The sequence below is a fragment of the Janthinobacterium sp. GW460-12-1-14-LB5 genome, from assembly GCF_059423585.1.
On record NZ_JBWKYD010000034.1, the window covers coordinates 18,727 to 33,992 of the forward strand.

At 64.7% G+C, this 15,266-nt stretch carries 17 protein-coding genes; 11 read left to right on the forward strand and 6 right to left on the reverse strand.

Annotated elements, in window-relative coordinates; translation table 11 throughout:
- Positions 1-3: 3 nt before the first annotated feature.
- The 3 genes from AC07X6_RS25980 to AC07X6_RS25990 all read right to left on the reverse strand — a co-directional run bounded on the left by AC07X6_RS25980 (position 4) and on the right by AC07X6_RS25990 (position 2,304).
- Complete coding sequence (locus tag AC07X6_RS25980; protein ID WP_474291627.1) at positions 4-447, reverse strand: DUF411 domain-containing protein; 444 nt, start codon at positions 445-447, stop codon at positions 4-6.
- A gap of 68 nt (positions 448-515) precedes the next feature.
- Positions 516-911: a hypothetical protein gene (locus tag AC07X6_RS25985; RefSeq protein ID WP_494792867.1), complete on the reverse strand. Its 396-nt coding sequence runs from the start codon at positions 909-911 to the stop codon at positions 516-518.
- 49 nt (positions 912-960) lie between these two features.
- Positions 961-2,304 carry a sensor domain-containing protein gene (locus tag AC07X6_RS25990; RefSeq protein ID WP_230539597.1) on the reverse strand — a complete coding sequence of 448 codons (1,344 nt, stop codon included), beginning with the start codon at positions 2,302-2,304 and terminating at the stop codon, positions 961-963.
- A gap of 260 nt (positions 2,305-2,564) precedes the next feature.
- Here AC07X6_RS25990 and AC07X6_RS25995 point away from each other — a divergent pair, with 260 nt between their 5' ends.
- On the forward strand, positions 2,565-4,190 hold the full coding sequence (locus AC07X6_RS25995) for a hypothetical protein (RefSeq protein WP_494792868.1): 1,626 nt from the start codon (positions 2,565-2,567) through the stop codon (positions 4,188-4,190).
- Between the two features lie 90 nt (positions 4,191-4,280).
- Here AC07X6_RS25995 and AC07X6_RS26000 read toward each other — a convergent pair whose 3' ends face one another.
- A complete protein-coding gene (locus tag AC07X6_RS26000; RefSeq protein WP_474291623.1) occupies positions 4,281-5,645 on the reverse strand; it encodes an amino acid permease in 1,365 nt (454 codons plus the stop codon).
- Positions 5,646-5,834: 189 nt separating this feature from the next.
- On the opposite strand from AC07X6_RS26000, the gene AC07X6_RS26005 reads away from it, so the two are divergent.
- Positions 5,835-6,518: a YoaK family protein gene (locus AC07X6_RS26005; RefSeq protein WP_230539600.1), complete on the forward strand. Its 684-nt coding sequence runs from the start codon at positions 5,835-5,837 to the stop codon at positions 6,516-6,518.
- A 1-nt stretch (position 6,519) separates the two neighbouring features.
- Here AC07X6_RS26005 and AC07X6_RS26010 read toward each other — a convergent pair whose 3' ends face one another.
- Entirely contained in the window at positions 6,520-6,957 is a 438-nt protein-coding gene (locus AC07X6_RS26010; RefSeq protein WP_474291622.1) for an acyl-CoA thioesterase, read from the reverse strand.
- 135 nt (positions 6,958-7,092) lie between these two features.
- Here AC07X6_RS26010 and AC07X6_RS26015 point away from each other — a divergent pair, with 135 nt between their 5' ends.
- Positions 7,093-7,809, forward strand: a complete 717-nt coding sequence (locus AC07X6_RS26015; protein WP_494792869.1) for a GntR family transcriptional regulator — start codon at positions 7,093-7,095, stop codon at positions 7,807-7,809.
- Positions 7,802-8,539 (forward strand): SDR family NAD(P)-dependent oxidoreductase, encoded by a 738-nt coding sequence (locus AC07X6_RS26020; protein WP_494792870.1) that lies wholly within the window; start codon positions 7,802-7,804, stop codon positions 8,537-8,539. The genes AC07X6_RS26015 and AC07X6_RS26020 overlap by 8 nt, the downstream gene beginning before the upstream one ends.
- Before the next feature lie 78 nt (positions 8,540-8,617).
- On the opposite strand, the gene AC07X6_RS26025 is transcribed toward AC07X6_RS26020, so the two are convergent.
- The gene (locus AC07X6_RS26025) at positions 8,618-9,100 is read right to left on the reverse strand and encodes a heme-degrading domain-containing protein (protein WP_494792871.1); all 483 of its coding nucleotides are present in this window, start codon (positions 9,098-9,100) and stop codon (positions 8,618-8,620) included.
- Positions 9,101-9,183: 83 nt separating this feature from the next.
- Here AC07X6_RS26025 and alkB point away from each other — a divergent pair, with 83 nt between their 5' ends.
- The 7 genes from alkB (at position 9,184) to AC07X6_RS26060 (ending at position 15,263) form a co-directional block, all read left to right on the forward strand.
- Positions 9,184-9,846: a DNA oxidative demethylase AlkB gene (gene alkB, locus AC07X6_RS26030; RefSeq protein WP_494792872.1), complete on the forward strand. Its 663-nt coding sequence runs from the start codon at positions 9,184-9,186 to the stop codon at positions 9,844-9,846.
- Positions 9,847-9,932: 86 nt separating this feature from the next.
- Positions 9,933-10,859, forward strand: coding sequence for a GTP cyclohydrolase FolE2 (folE2, locus tag AC07X6_RS26035; protein WP_494792873.1), 927 nt, complete (start codon positions 9,933-9,935; stop codon positions 10,857-10,859).
- Positions 10,860-10,892: 33 nt separating this feature from the next.
- Positions 10,893-11,060: a hypothetical protein gene (locus tag AC07X6_RS26040; protein ID WP_494792874.1), complete on the forward strand. Its 168-nt coding sequence runs from the start codon at positions 10,893-10,895 to the stop codon at positions 11,058-11,060.
- Positions 11,061-11,147: 87 nt separating this feature from the next.
- Positions 11,148-11,966, forward strand: coding sequence for a class D beta-lactamase (gene blaOXA / locus AC07X6_RS26045; RefSeq protein WP_494792875.1), 819 nt, complete (start codon positions 11,148-11,150; stop codon positions 11,964-11,966).
- Positions 11,963-12,358, forward strand: coding sequence for a hypothetical protein (locus AC07X6_RS26050; protein WP_494792876.1), 396 nt, complete (start codon positions 11,963-11,965; stop codon positions 12,356-12,358). The genes blaOXA and AC07X6_RS26050 overlap by 4 nt, the downstream gene beginning before the upstream one ends.
- A gap of 74 nt (positions 12,359-12,432) precedes the next feature.
- Positions 12,433-14,889 (forward strand): penicillin-binding protein 1A, encoded by a 2,457-nt coding sequence (locus tag AC07X6_RS26055; RefSeq protein WP_494792877.1) that lies wholly within the window; start codon positions 12,433-12,435, stop codon positions 14,887-14,889.
- Positions 14,890-14,963: 74 nt separating this feature from the next.
- Positions 14,964-15,263 (forward strand): type II toxin-antitoxin system HigB family toxin, encoded by a 300-nt coding sequence (locus tag AC07X6_RS26060; protein WP_494792878.1) that lies wholly within the window; start codon positions 14,964-14,966, stop codon positions 15,261-15,263.
- Positions 15,264-15,266: the final 3 nt, after the last annotated feature.

The window sequence follows — 15,266 nt, forward strand, 5'->3', positions numbered from 1 at the left end:
GGGTTATTGGTAGTGCTTGTAGACTTCGGTGCTGCCATTGTTCTTGACCAGCAAGACGTCGTACGGGTCCTTGCGCGGTCCTTCCATACCTGGCGAGCCCATCGGCATTGCCGGCACGGCCAGGCCTTTCGCCTTGGGTTTTTCGCGCAGCAACTGCTTGATGTCGCTGGCCGGCACGTGGCCTTCGATGGCGTAGCCGTTGACGAGGCCCGTATGGCAGGAACCGAGCGCGTCGGGAATGCCGGACAGCTTGCGGTATTGCGCCGGCATCTCGACATTTTTCGCGCGTACCGTAAAACCGTTCGCTTCCAGGTGCTTGATCCAGTCGGAACAGCAGCCGCACGAAGCGCTCTTGTAGACTTCAATGACGGGCAGGGCCGCCATGGCGAACGTGGGCAGGCCCAGCATGGCGGCGAAGGTGCCGCGCAGTATGTAGTGTTTGATCATGTGTTGCTTTCAGACGAATAGAGTCAATTGTGGCCACACGGGTGGCCTGCTTGGGGCGAGCTTGGAATTTATGCGGAAAGCGGCCTCGGGGGCCGGCGCGGGCCGTCGGGAATGAATCCTGTCAGCAAGGCGGTAGCGGCGATGGCGGCATGTTCCGCGCCATTCAGGGCGGCGGCGGGAGGGGCGAGGCAAGGCGGCATCAGCGCGCCCAGGCAAAAGCTGGCGCAGGCGCCGCAGGCGGGGTGTTTGGCAGGGGTCTTGTTGTCTTCCGGCGTGCCGGCGCTGTCCGCGACGGCCGATGACCGTGCAGCGTGATGCGGGCAAGTTGTTGCCATCGCGGCGGCAGGCGATGCATGCACCGGGGCGAGCGGTGCGCACAGCCGCATGGAACCCGCAATGGCCGCTTGCAGCGGCACCGCCGTGATCAACAGCAGGATCAGCCATGTTTTGAAGAGTCTGAGCATCGCCTGAAAGTATAGCATAGGGGCAATTTCTTCCAGGAGCAGGCGTCCGCTAGCGCGAGGCGGCGGCCAGCACTTTCGAGGCGTACATGGCCCTGTCCGCATGGCGCAGCAGCAGCTGCATGCTGTCGCCGTCTTCCGGATAGTGGGCGACGCCGATGCTGACGGCGATATGCAACTGGTGCCCGTTGCCCAGGTGCAGCGGTACGGCCAGCGCCGCGTGGATTTTTTGCTCGATCAGGCTGACGTCCGCCGGCGTGGCATTGCTTTCCAGAAGCACAACGAATTCATCGCCGCCCATCCTGGCCAAGGTATCTGTTTCTCGCATGCAATCGCGCAGGCGGCTCGCCACCGTTTGCAGCAGCAGGTCGCCACAGGCATGGCCGTGGTCGTCGTTGACGCGCTTGAAGTTGTCGAGGTCAAGGAACAGCAGCGACAGCCGGCCTTCCTGGCGGTGCGCGCGCGCGAAGGCCGTGTGCAGGCGGTCGTGGAACAGGCGGCGGTTCGGCAAGCGGGTCAGCTCGTCATGCATGGCCATGAACTGCATTTGCGTCTGCAATTGCCGGCGTTCGATGGCGGTGGCCAGTTGCTTTGCGACAAATTGCAGCAAATCCTGGTCTTGCTCCGTGCCGATAACGGCATCCGGGGCGCCTTGCAAGGCCAGCACGCCGATGCTGCCGATGGACGAGTACAGCGGCACGGCCAGCCAGCACGAGGACAGGGCGCAGGCTGCCGTTTGCAGCGCCAGCGGCAAACCGGCCAGCTGTCCCGCCTGCAGCAGCAGGGGGCGGCCGCTGCGCAGAACCTCTTCGCACAGCAGGCTGGCCAGCGACGACGTGGACTGGAGGGCGCTGTCGTCGGCATGGCAGGTCATGGGGGGCTGCGCGCCCTGTTCGTCATGCAGCAGCAAGGTCAGGCTGCGTGTCGGCAAGTGTTCGCCGATGATGTGCTGGATGCGGTGCAGCAGGGCGGGCAAGTCCTGCGTCGCCTGCATGGCTTCGGAAATGGCGTACAGCGCCGCCTGCTTTGCCTGCGCCTGTTTCAGCAAGGTGATGTCGCGCGCCACCGCCACGCGCAGCTGGTCGGCCGCGGACCAGCGCGCCGACCACATGATGTGCGCCAGGCTGCCGTCCTTGCGCAGGTAGCGGTTTTCAAAGTGCGTCTGTGCATGGCCGTCCATGATGGCCCGCGCGGCCGCCACAGTGCGCGCGCGGTCGGCGGGGGCGACCATGTCAAGCATGAGCTTGCCGATCATTTCCTGCTGCGTGTAGCCGAAGATGCGTTCGCACGCCGCGCTGACGAAGACAAAGCGGCCATCCACGTCGACCATGCACACGGCGTCGAGCAGTAAGTCGGTAAAGCTGGCCAGCGGCGCGCGCAAAATCTTGTGTTCCATAATGGCATTTTAATAGACATTCCCGGCAGGGATTGAACTTGTTGGGGGTAGGCGAGGCTGCTGGCATGAAAATGTTTCATTTCCCCGACGCTCATGCTTTGCGATTTCTTGCCGTTAAAACAGTATTGCCATGCAATCGCTTGCCAACACCTTCGATACGTGGCGGTGCAGGATTGCGGGCACAGGCAGGATTGCCAGAAAATTAAAATGGGCAATATTTTATCCATGTATCTGTTTTCGTTTTACAAGGCCACATCACCATGACTTCCGTCTCCCCGATCCCGAGCTGGAATCCGACCCCGTCCCGTGTGCAAGGCGCCGCGGCGAGCCGGGCGGACGTGCCAGCCGTGCCGGCGTCCACGCCGTCGACCATCGTTGCCTTTGGTGCGGAGGGCGGGGAGCAGCCCGCCATTTCCTACCTGTTGCCGTCGCCGAAAGTGTGGGAAAGCCCGTCGCACGACGCCGTCAGCGAGCTGATGACGAAGAATTTTGCGCCGTACTATTCGTATGGCGGGCGCTTCGGAGGCCTGGGGGCGGCCATGCTGGACCAGCTCAAGGGCGGCGTGCGCAATATTTCGCAAGCGCTGCTGCAGCCGCCGCCGCGCACGCAACCGGGTCCCTACGCCGAGGCTGCCGGCATTGCGCCGGCCAGCCTGCACGGCAATGGCGAAGACAAGGTCAGCCTCAGCATCACCACCAAAAGCGGCGTCGAGGTCAAGCTGTCTCTCGACAGCCAGGATGACGGCCTGGCCGTGCGCATGACCACCAGCGGCGAACTCAGCGACGCAGAGGTGAAGGCCCTGGGCGACCTGTCCGAAGCGTTCCAGGAAGCCATCGACGGCATGGCGCAGGGCACGCCGAAGGTCAGGCTGGCCGGTTTGATGCAGTTCGACCAGGAAGTGCTGACATCGGTGAACCTGCACGCGGAAGTGCTGGTGCGTGGCGAGCAGAAAAGCACGCAAACCCTGGATTTCCAGGCCGACAGCACGCAACGCAAGGTCAGCTTCGCGGGCGTGGCCGGCTCGCTGGACGTGAAAGTTGACGCCAGCCAGCTGCACGCGCTGGGCAGCAAGGAGCGGCAGGCGAAAGCCCTTGGCAACTATACCAAGCAGATCGACCAGGCAGCCTCGCGCGGCCATGGCGATGCCGGGCTGATGGCCATGTTCAAGGATACGTTGACGGCCTTGCACAGCAATGCGCCCGTGCCGCCAGCCAATGCCGGCCTGCCGGAAGACAGCAAGTGGCGGCTGGCCGCCGAAGACCGGGCCATGCTGACGGGCTTGTCCGACTTCAGCGCGTCAGTGTCGCAAACGGTGAAGTTCAGCAATCCCATGCGTGCATCGGAAAGGGATGGCTTCCATTACGAGCTGTCGCAAAAGACCAGCGTGAGCGGCACCAGCCAGGATGACCGCTCGCTGCGCCAGCAGCAGCAATCGAAGCTGAGCGCCAGTTTCCACCAGTCGCTGGTGCCGGGCTTGCCCCTGCGGCTGACCGACAAGGTGGAGTCGCAAAACTACACGTATCATCAGATCGAGGATACGGCCAGCAGCGATGCGCAAATGGCTTACAAGGATGGCAAGCTGGTCAAGGCCAGCCTGCAGCAGGAAGCCAGCCAGTCGACGCACATCATGAAGTATGTGCTGGCCAAGGTGGAATCGGACGTCACCACGCCGACCAGCCATTCGCTGATGCGCGACCTCGTCGCCGATCTGGGGCCGTACAAGACGGGCGAGCTGGGCATGACGCCGGAGAAGAAGGCGGAGCAGCGCCAGCAGTTGCTGCAGACGCTGAGTGAAGATGTGCTGCTGCAATCGTATCCGGGCCAGACCATCAGCCTGTGGCAAGCCGACGTGTTGCCGGAAGAGGGCGAGGCCGCCGCCGCTTAGAGAGGGACAGCGCCCAATGCAAAAAGCCCGTCTGCGAAGACGGGCTTTTTGTTTGCTTATTGCTTATTGTTTATTCCGGCGCAAGGCAGCTTATGCCCTGGCCTTGTTTTGCTTGATCCAGTAGCCGACGCCCAGCGCCGCCAGCCACACGGGAATCAGGTAGACGGAGATGCGCAGGCCCGGCGTCAGGTACATGATCACCAGGATGCCGGCCAGGAAGACCAGGCACAGGTAGTTGGTGAACGGATAGCCCAGGCTACGGAACAGTGTCGTCTTGCCCTCGGCCTTCTTTTGCGCGCGGAAGCGCAAATGGATCCAGCTGATCATGGCCCAGTTGATGATCAGCGCCGAGACGACCAGGCCCATGAGCACTTCGAACGCTTCGCCCGGCATGAAGTAATTGACCACCACGCAGGCGCCCGTCGCCAGCGCGGACACGCCCAGGGCGACGAGCGGCACGCCGCGGCGGTTCAGGTGCAGCAGCGCGCGCGGCGCATTGCCTTGCCTGGCCAGGCCGAACAGCATGCGCGTGTTGCAGTACACGCCGCTGTTGTAGACGGACAGGGCCGCCGTCAGCACCACCACGTTCAGGGCCGTGGCCACCAGGTTGCTGTCGAGCGCATGGAAGATCAGGACAAAAGGGCTGCCGCCGGTGACGACGTTTTGCCACGGGTACAGCGACAATAAAATGCCCAGCGCGCCGATGTAAAAGATCAGGATGCGGTAGATGGCCTGGTTGGTGGCGCGCGGAATCGTCGTGCTCGGGTCATCCGCTTCGGCGGCCGTGATGCCCACCAGTTCCAGGCCGCCGAACGAGAACATGATGACGGCCATGGCCATCACCAGCCCCTGCCAGCCATTCGGGAAGAAGCCGCCATGCTGCCACAGGTTGGCGACCGAGGCCTGCGGCCCCGCATCGCCGGAAGCGAGCAGGTAGGCGCCGAAGACGATCATGCCGATGATGGCGACCACCTTGATGATGGCGAACCAGAATTCCATTTCACCAAACGCTTTGACATTCAGCAAACTGATGGCGTTAATCACGCAAAAGAAGACCAGCGCCGAGACCCAGGTGGGCACGCCCGGCCACCAGTACTGCACGTAGATGCCGACGGCCGTCAGTTCGGCCATGCTGACGAGCACATACAGCACCCAGTAATTCCAGCCCGACAAAAAGCCGGGCAGGTGGCCGCAGTATTTGTCGGCAAAATAGCTGAAGGAGCCGGCGACGGGCTCGTCGACGACCATCTCGCCCAGCTGGCGCATGATCAAAAAGGCGATGACGCCGGCAATGCCATAGCCGAGCAGGACCGAGGGGCCGGCCATCTTGATGGTTTGCGCGATGCCCAGAAACAGGCCGGTGCCGATGGCGCCGCCCAGGGCGATGAGCTGGATGTGGCGGCTTTTCAGGCCGCGCTTGAGCTCTTGTGGTTCGGTATTCCCGACTGCCGTCATATGTTTTATCCTGTTTTTACGGGGCTGAGGTCGCTGATTCTAAAGCATGCACGGGCAAAGCAGGAGCGAAATGCATGTTGCACTGCGGAGGCGCAAGAAAAGCCCCGCATCTTCGCCGAACGGCGTGCAAATCCGCCGCCGCCCGCGATGGCGGCACGGTATCATGATGGCCAATTTCAAGGAGTGTGTATGAATCTTGCGCAGCGCAGCCGTTTGCAGGGCATCAGCCTGGGCTTTTTGGCCGGCTATGTCGATACCCTGGGCTTTGTCGCCCTGTTTGGCCTGTTCACGGCCCACGTGACGGGCAACTTCGTGCTGATCGGCGCGGCGCTGGCCAATGCCACGCATGCTTCGATCGCCCTCAAGCTGCTGGCGTTTCCCGCGTTCATACTGGGCGTGGCGGCGGCGCGGCTGTTGACGGTGGCGGCCGAGCGCCGCGGCGGCCCGGCGCTGCGCCTGGCGTTGCTGCTGGAGCTGGCGCTGCTGCTCGGTTTCATGGTGTCTGGCGTGCTGGCCGAGCCGCTGGGGCCCGAGCCGGGCGCGCTGGCCATGACGGCCGGCCTGTTCGGCGCGGGGGCCATGGGCGCGCACAGCGCCATCAGCCGGCTGCTGCTGGCTCATTTGGCGCCCACGTCCATGATGACGGGCAACGTCACGCAAATCGTCATCGACACGGTCGACGTGCTGCGCGGCGCGGCCGACGGCGCCACGCGCGAACGCTGCGTGAAATTCTTCTGGCCCCTGCTGGGCTTTGCCGTGGGCGCCATCCTGGCCGCCTTTGCCTACCTGGCCGTGGGCTTTGCCGCGCTGGCCGTGCCGCTGGCCATCCTGCTGGTGCTGATCGCGCTGGAACCGGCGCGCCTGCCTGCCTAGCTCAGGCCGTCGCGACGATGGCCGGTTCGTATGCGGCCAGGAACTCGGGCGGCAAACGGCGCGCGCGGCCGCTGCTCAATTCGATGCAGATCAAGTCCCAGCGTCCGCGCACGACGGTGGCGCCGTCGCTGTCGCGCACCAGCTGGAAGCGCCGTTCCATGCTGGAGCGCCCATCGCTGGCGCACAGCCAGGTGGCCAGGGTCAGCGCTTCGCCGGCCCGCGTCGGCAGCAGGTAGTCGTACTCGCCGCGGCGTATCGCCATGGCCCGGTCCAGGCGCCGGTAATCGTCGAGGTCCAGCCCCAGCGCGGCCGAGTGGTGCCAGGCGATGTGCTCGCACCAGCGCACGTAGACGGCGTTGTTGGTGTGCTGCAAGCCGTCGATGTCGCCTGGTTCCGGCGTGACGGGCAGGGTGTGGGCGTGCGGATAATCCCAGTTCAAGTGCGCTCCTTTCGAGATGGTGGCGGCCGATTGTACGTGCTCGCGGCCGTTTGCGCTGGTGCCGCGCACGGTATGAAACAGTGTTTTTTATTTTGATGTATGATGCATCATAACTTCAAACGATCAAAAACACGCATGAATCAGCAATTGGACACTCTGCAGCACGTCAACCTGGGCAAGTCCGTGTACGCCATGCTGCGCGACGCGCTGGCGGCCGGGCGTTTCCAGCCGAACGACCGCCTGCGCATCCGCGAGCTGGCGCTGCAGCTGGGTACCAGCGTCACGCCCGTGCGCGACGCCATGCTGCAGCTGGTGCAGGAAGAGGCGCTGGTGCTGCGCTCGCCGCGCGACTTCCGCGTGCCCGTGCTGAGCGTGGCGCGCTACCTGGAAATCCGCGCGCTGCGCCTGGAACTGGAAGGGCTGGGCGCGTTCGAGGCGGCGCAGCGCATCGACGCCGCCAGCCTGGCCGACCTGGAACGCCTGCTGCAGGCGAACGAAGAGGCGATTGCGCGGCACGACCTGGCGGCGGCCCTGCAATGCAACCAGGCGTTTCACCTGGGCCTGGCGCAGGCGGCCGGCATGCCGACGTTAAAACGCTTCGTCGAGCACCTGTGGATGCAGACGGCGCCCCTGATCGCCGCCGGCTATGCCAGTTTTTCGCCCGACATGCGGGTCGGCCACCATCACGCCATCATCAGCGCGCTGCGCCAGCGCGACGGCGCGGCCGCGCGGCGCGCCATCGAACAGGACATCCTCGACGGCGGCACGCAGATGCTGGCGTATGTGATGCGCCAGGAGCGCATCCACGCCGGCGCAACCGAACAAGAACAGAACAAGGAAGAACATGAGTGAACAAAAAACCGCCATCGTCACGGGCGCCAGCCGCGGCATCGGCCACGCCGTGGCCGAGCGCTTCCGCAGCCTGGGCTGGCGGGTGATTACCGTCTCGCGCAGCCCGATACCGGGCGGCTGCCCGCGCAGCCAGGAGCGCAACACGCATGTGTGCATGGATTTGTCGGATCTGAGCCAGATCGGGCAGATGGTCGACACCCTGCGCCCCATGCTGGGTGACGCCAAATTGCACGCGCTGGTGAACAATGCGGGCGTGTCGCCGAAGGGGCCGGGCGGTACGCGCGTCAATTCGCTGACCACCGACATGCAGACGTGGCAGGAAATGTACAACACGAATTTCTTTGCGCCGCTGGCCCTGACGCGCGGTTTTGCGCAGGAATTATCGAATGCACACGGCTCCGTCGTGAACCTGTGCTCGATCGCCGGCTACCGCGTGCACCCGTTCGCCGGCTCCGCCTACGCCAGTTCGAAGGCGGCGCTGGCGTCCTTGACGCGCGAAATGGCCAACGACATGGCGCCGCTGAACGTGCGCGTGAATGCGATCGCGCCGGGCGAGATCGACACGGCGATTCTGTCGCCCGGTACTTCGCACATCGTCGACACGCAAATCCCCCTGCGCCGCCTGGGCACGACGGCAGAAGTGGCGGATCTGGTGGAGTTTTTATGCAGCGAGCGCGCCTCGTACATCACGGGCGCGGAAATTCCCATCGACGGCGGCCAGCGCATTTGAGGAAACTCATGGTGTTCGGGTCGCTGGCGCCCCGTTGCCGCAGCACTGGCTGCGACGCCGTGAGCGCGCGCCGCCTGGCTATTTATTCAGCTGCGTGTCCAATTGCGCCTGCAAGGCGGCCACCACCAGCGCGTGGTCGTCCGCCTGCGCCAGGCCGGACACGGTGACCGTGCCGACCAGTCCCACGCCGCGTATCAGCAACGGGAAAGCGCCGCCATGGCCCGCATACTCGACGTCATCGAGGTATTTCACGTCTTCGAAGGTGCTGCCGCGGCTTTTATACGAGATGCCCATATAGTAGGAGCTGCGGCAAAAGCGCTGCACCGTGTTGTTCTTGCGGCGTATCCAGTCCGCCTGGTCCGCCGTGGCGCCCGTCATGGCGTGGTGGAACAGGACCTGGCCGTTGCGCGTGATATTCACGGTGACGGCCTTGCCCCGCTTGCGTACCTCTTCCACGATCCACAGGCCCACGGCCAGCGCGGCGTCGTTGTCGAAGCGTTCGAATTGCAGGGTTTCTTCCTGCTGCGCCAGGGTGTGCAGCAAATCGGCGTAATGATCCATCGTGGGGGCGGGTGGTAGTGGCTGGAAGCGCTACTGTAGCGCACCATGGGGGCTTTTTGGGTAATGCGGCTAAAATAGGCGGCATGACCCTGTCCCTGTTTGCCGATGAAGACCAGGCCCCGGCCGGCCCCGCGCCGCTGGTGCCGGGTTCGTCCGCGTCGGTGCTGCTGCGCGCTTTCGCGCTGCCGTATCTGCCCGAACTGCTGCCGGCGCTGGACGCCATCGTGCTGGCGGCGCCCCCGCGCCATATGGCCACGCCGGGCGGCTTGCGCATGTCCGTTGCCATGAGCAATTGCGGCGCCCTGGGCTGGGTCACGGATGGACGCGGCTACCGCTATGCGCGCGTCGATCCGGCCAGCGGTTTGCCTTGGCCGCCGATGCCGCCCGTGTTCCTGTGCCTGGCGCGGGAGGCGGCGCTGGCGGCCGGCTATGCGGGCTTTGTCCCCGACGCCTGCCTGGTCAACCGCTATGCGCCTGGTGCGCGCATGGCCCTGCACCAGGACCGCGACGAATGCGATTTCACCGCGCCCATCGTTTCCGTTTCGCTCGGTCTGCCCGCCACCTTTTTGTTCGGCGGGGCGCAGCGGGCCGACAAGGCTGCCCGCATCCCCCTGCTGCATGGCGACGTGGTGGTGTGGGGCGGCGCCGACCGCCTGCGCTTCCACGGCGTGGCGCCCCTGAAAGAGGGCGAGCACGCGGTGCTGGGCGCGCAGCGCATCAATCTGACGTTTCGCAAGGCCGGCTGATCTGTCGTTAATGCCTCATTAATGCAAGATACTTGCAAATACGGCGCTTTTTCTCCATGATATGCAACTTGTTTGCATATGGAGCCATGACCATGAAGCGCGATTCCCTTTCCACGCCCCTGCCCGACGTGGCGGCCGGCCCCCACCTGGGCCACCCCTTGCCACTGGAATGGGTCGGCATGCACGGCATCGCCTTGCCGCTGTGGCTGGAAGAGGGCGGGCAGGCGCAGCAAGTGCATGCCTGGGCCGACGTCCAAGTCGACTTACCCGATCCGCAAGTGAAGGGCATCCACATGTCGCGTTTGTATCTGCTGCTCGATGCGTTTGCCGCCGCGCAGCCGCTCGATGCGGGCGCGCTGGCCGCCGTGTTGCGGCGCATGATCGGCAGCCACGCCGATTGCGGCAGCACGCAGGCGCGCCTGGCGCTGGCGTTTCCCGTGCTGCGGCGCCAGCCGGCGCTGCTGACGGCGGGGCTGGCGGGCTGGAAATCGTATCCCGTGCGCCTGCAAGCCAGTGTTTCTCCGCAGGGCTTTGCCCTGACCCTGACGGTGGAGATCGGCTACTCGTCGACCTGTCCGTGTTCGGCGGCGCTGGCGCGTCAATTGCTCGCCGATGCCTTTGCGGCGCGGTTCGGCGCGGGCGGCATCGATGGCGCGGCCGCCCGCGACTGGCTGCGGGAACACGCCAGCCTGGCCACGCCGCACAGCCAGCGCAGCACGGCGACGGTCACCGTGGCATTGACGGAGCAGGCGGAGCTGGACCTGTTTCCCCTGATTGACCTGGTGGAAGCGGCGCTGGCCACGCCCTTGCAGACGGCCGTGAAACGGGCCGACGAGCAGGCGTTCGCGCGCCTGAATGGTGCTAACCTGATGTACGTGGAAGACGCGGCCCGGCGCGTGCAGGCGGCGCTGGCGTCACTGGCGCCACATCATGCGCAGGCGCGTGTTACCGTACGGCATATGGAAAGCCTGCATCCGCACGATGCCGTGGCGCAGGCGGGCCAGCTTGCCTGAGCTTTTCACTCAACCACCGTGGAGGAAGACAGCATGCCGGAAAAAATCACGCAGGAGCCTGGCGAAGGCGCCCTGGAAGAGGAACTGGAGCGCGAACGGCGCGAACGTGCGCTGATCGACGAGGAAAAGCTGGGCATGGACGAGCTGGAAGAAGAACATTTGAAGCGGGAGCGCCAGCCGGGCGCGCCGGCAGGGCGCTAGAGTCAAGGCGGCGTTATCATCGCTGGCATCGCGCCGCGCTGCCCGGTACAATTTCGCTTTGTCATTCTCCCCCAACCCCGGAGGCCCATGAAATATCGCGCATTATTCCAGTTCATCCTCGGCCTGACAGGCGCCGTCCTGGCAGCCTCGCATGCCCAGTCCGCCACCATCTGCACCGCCATGGCCGACGCCAGAACGGGCGCCGTCTTGTTGCAAGAGGGTAATTGCCTCGATCGTGTCACCCCCGCCTCCACGTTCAAGATCGCGCTCAGCCTGATGGGCTATGACGCCGGTTTCCTCAAGGACGAGCACAAGCCCAGCTTGCCATTTCGCCAGGGCTATGTGGACTGGGGCGGCGAAGCGTGGCGCCAGGATACGGACCCGTCGCGCTGGATGCAGTACTCGGTGGTCTGGTATTCGCAGCAGATCACGCAGGCGCTGGGCGCCGAGCGCTTCCAGAAATACGCCAAGGCTTTGCGCTATGGCAATGCGGATGTATCGGGCGACCCGGGCAAGGACAATAGTCTGGAACGCTCGTGGATCAGCTCTTCGCTGAAGATCTCTCCGCTGGAACAGCTGGGCTTCTTGCGCAAGCTGGTCAATGATCAGCTGCCCGTGACGAAACAGGCGATGGAACAGACGCGGCGCCTGACCCGTCTGGCCGACGTGGACGGCTGGCAAGTGCATGGCAAGACGGGCGCGGCCTTCCCGCGCAAGGCCGACGGCAGCTTCGACGAAGCGCATGGCTACGGCTGGTTCGTGGGCTGGGCCAGCAAGGGCGAGCGCAGCATCGTGTTTGCGCGCCTGGTGCAGGATGAGCAGAAGGGGCAGCAGTCCGCGGGCTTGCGCACGCGCGAGGCCATGCTGAAGGAATTGCCGGCCCTGCTGGAGCAGGCGCAGAAGTGACGCAGCCTGCCGTCACGGCCACCTTCATCGCGACCGAGGGCGACTACCTGGAAGCCGTCATCGAGGTGGACGGCCAGCGCCTGCACGTGATGGACGAGTTCGGCGGTGCCCAGATGGCCGCCGGCACGCAATTCCAGGCCGAACTGTGGCCCATGGCCAGCGAAAACGACGATTGGGACGCCATCTTCGACGCCAATCCCGGTCGGGAAAAGCGCCTGCTGCGCCTCGATGGCTGGCGCTACCTGGCGCTCGGCGTCGTGACCCAGGTCGACCCCGTCGTCTGCGACTGCGGCCTGCTGCAGGTCGAAGACGCTTTCCATACGCGCGACGAACGCTGCGTGGGCGCGTATGTGGGCGTCACGCTGGCGCGCCTCGATGCTTGCTTGGCGTAAATTCCGGCCCGCTTTGTTGCCCGCCCTATATACTTGCTGAAACGGATCATCCGGCATCAGACAAGGTTATAAGCATGGCATCAGGCATGGAGCAGTTTCAGGAAAAAGCACGGCAAGCGTTCATGCGGGCGCGCGCGCAGGCGGTGCGCGTGGCGGGAGTGGCATGGGTCAAGGCGGTGGCGCTGTGCCGGCGCGGCCATGCGCACTTGATGACCTTGCCCCCCGTGCGGCGCGCGCTGGTGCTGGCCTTGTGGTCGTTCCTGGCCCTGCTGGCGCTGGTGATCCTGTACATGCTGTTGCTGATCCCCCTGACGCCGAGCATCCACGACTTGCGCCAGGCGCGCGCGGCCGCACCGAGCACCATGGTCAGCGCGGACGGCAAGGAACTGGCGCGTTTCGACCAGGGCTTGCAGGAGCGCGTTACGCTGCAGCAGATTTCACCGAACGTGATCAGCGCCCTGATTGCGACGGAAGACCACCGCTTCTACCAGCACCACGGCGTCGATTTCACGCGCACGGCCGGCGCCATCCTGCATACGGCAGGGGGCAACCCGCAGGGCGGCTCCACCATCACGCAGCAGCTGGCGCGCAATATGTTCCCCGAGGAAATCGGCCGCTCGCGCAACCTGAACCGCAAGCTCAAGGAATTGATCACGGCGCTGAAGATCGAGGCTACCTACAGCAAGACGGAAATCCTGGAAGCCTACCTGAACACGGTTCCCTTCCTGTACAACACCTACGGCATCGAAATGGCGGCCCGCACCTACTTCGACAAGCCCGCCGCGCGGCTCGATATCCTGGAAAGCGCCACCCTGGTCGGCATGCTCAAGGGCACGAATTACTACAATCCCGTCGGTAATCCCGAACGTTCCTTGCATCGGCGCAATGTGGTGCTGGGGCAAATGCGCAAACATGAGGTTATCGACGAGGCGCGCTACAAGCAGTTGATCAAGCGTCCGCTGCGCCTGCATTTCGAGCGCCAGAGCGAGCGGGCGCAGTCGGACAGCCATTTCACGGCGTATGTGCGCAAGTGGCTGATCGACTGGGCCGACGAAAACGACTACAACCTGGAACTCGACGCCCTGGTGGTGCACACCACGCTCGACTACGATTTGCAGCAGGCGGCCGAGCGCGCCGTCGAGCGCCAGGCGAATGCCTTGCAGGCGATTGCCGACGTGGAGTGGAGCCGCGCGGGCGTGCCGTCATCGACCTCGACGGGCATGTACGCGGGCATGCAGGCTGGCAGCGTGGCCTTCGATTATTTCTGGAAATCGCATCCGGCCCTGCTCGACGCCTTCGTGCGCGAGTCCGCCGACTACCGCAAGCTGACGGCGGCCGGCGGCACGCCGGAAGCGGCGCTGGCCCAGCTGAAGGGTGACCGCGCCTTCATGGCGGCCCTGCGCAAGTCGAAGACGCGGCTGGAAGCGGGCTTTGCGGCCATGGACCCGGCCACGGGCGCCGTGCGCGCCTGGGTGGGCAGCCGCGACTTTGCGCGCGAACAGTTCGATCACGTATCGCAGGCGGCGCGCCAGCCCGGTTCCACCTTCAAGCCCATCGTGTATGGCGCGGCGCTGGAAAAGGGCCTCAGCCCCGACCACGTCTACCGCGATGAAGTGATGGATATCAAGGCGGCCGACGGCACCAAATGGCGCCCGACGGACATGAGCGGCACGACGGGCCGCGACATGACCATGCGCGACGGTCTCGTGTACTCCAAAAACACCATCACGGCGCAAGTGATGCAGGACGTGGGCTTGCCGCCGATCATCAAGCTGGCGCGCGCGCTCGGCATCCGTGACAGCAAGCTGGAAAAAGTGCCGTCCTTGGCACTGGGCACCAGTCCCGTCACCTTGCTGGAAATGGTCAACGCCTACGCCAGCATCGCGGCCCAGGGCGAAGCCCGTTTGCCGTTCGTCGTCACGCACATCACGGACCGCGAAGGCAAGGTCATCGCCCGCTTCGGCGAAGACAAGCCCAAGCGCGCCATGCAGGCCGAATCGGCCGCCACCCTGACGGACATGATGCGCGGCGTCATCGACCGGGGCACGGGCACGGCCATCCGCAGCCGCTTCGGCATCCGCTCCGACGTGGCCGGCAAGAGCGGCACCACGCAAAACAATGCGGACGGCTGGTTCATCCTGATGCACCCGGAACTCGTCGGCGGCGCCTGGGTGGGTTTCAACGACGCACGCGTCACCATGCGCAGCAATTACTGGGGCCAGGGCGGCCACAACGCCGTGCTGGTGGTGGGCGACTTCTTCAAGACGGCGCTCGACACGGGCAAGCTGTCGCGCGACGCCATCTTCCCCGGCGGCAAGCCACCACCGCCGCTGCGCCATGTGGAACCCGTCGAGGAGCCAGAAGACGAACCGGTGGAAGAGCCGGGCGACTTGCTGCAGGAAGGCGCGCCGCCGGCGCCGCTGGCCGTGCCGGCGGAAGAGGGCGGGCAGGAAGCGCATGGCAAGGCGGTGCCGGAACCGGTGCCCGCGCCCGCGCCTGCTCCTATGCCGCAGCCGGTGCCTCAAGGCTGACGGGAGGAGTTGATTCGCGAGTTAGCAGCGCTGCCTGATTGACGTTAGTCCCAAAATGGGACTAAAATCAATCCATGCGCATCCTGGCCAAGCCAACGCTGATTGCTTTCTATGAGCAGGTCACCTACGCGGATTCGAAGGGACCGCTGTTGTCGTGGTATGGTCATGTGCTCAGGGCGTCGTGGTCCGGCCCCGCAGCGCTGAAGTCGGACTTTGCCACGGCAAGCATATTGAAAGAGGGGCGGGTGGTGTTCAATATTGGCGGTAATAAATACCGGCTCGTTGCATCGATCAACTATTCATATGGCATCTTGTACATCAAATTTGTCGGCACGCACCGGCAATATGACGCCATCAACGCACAGACTGTTTAATGC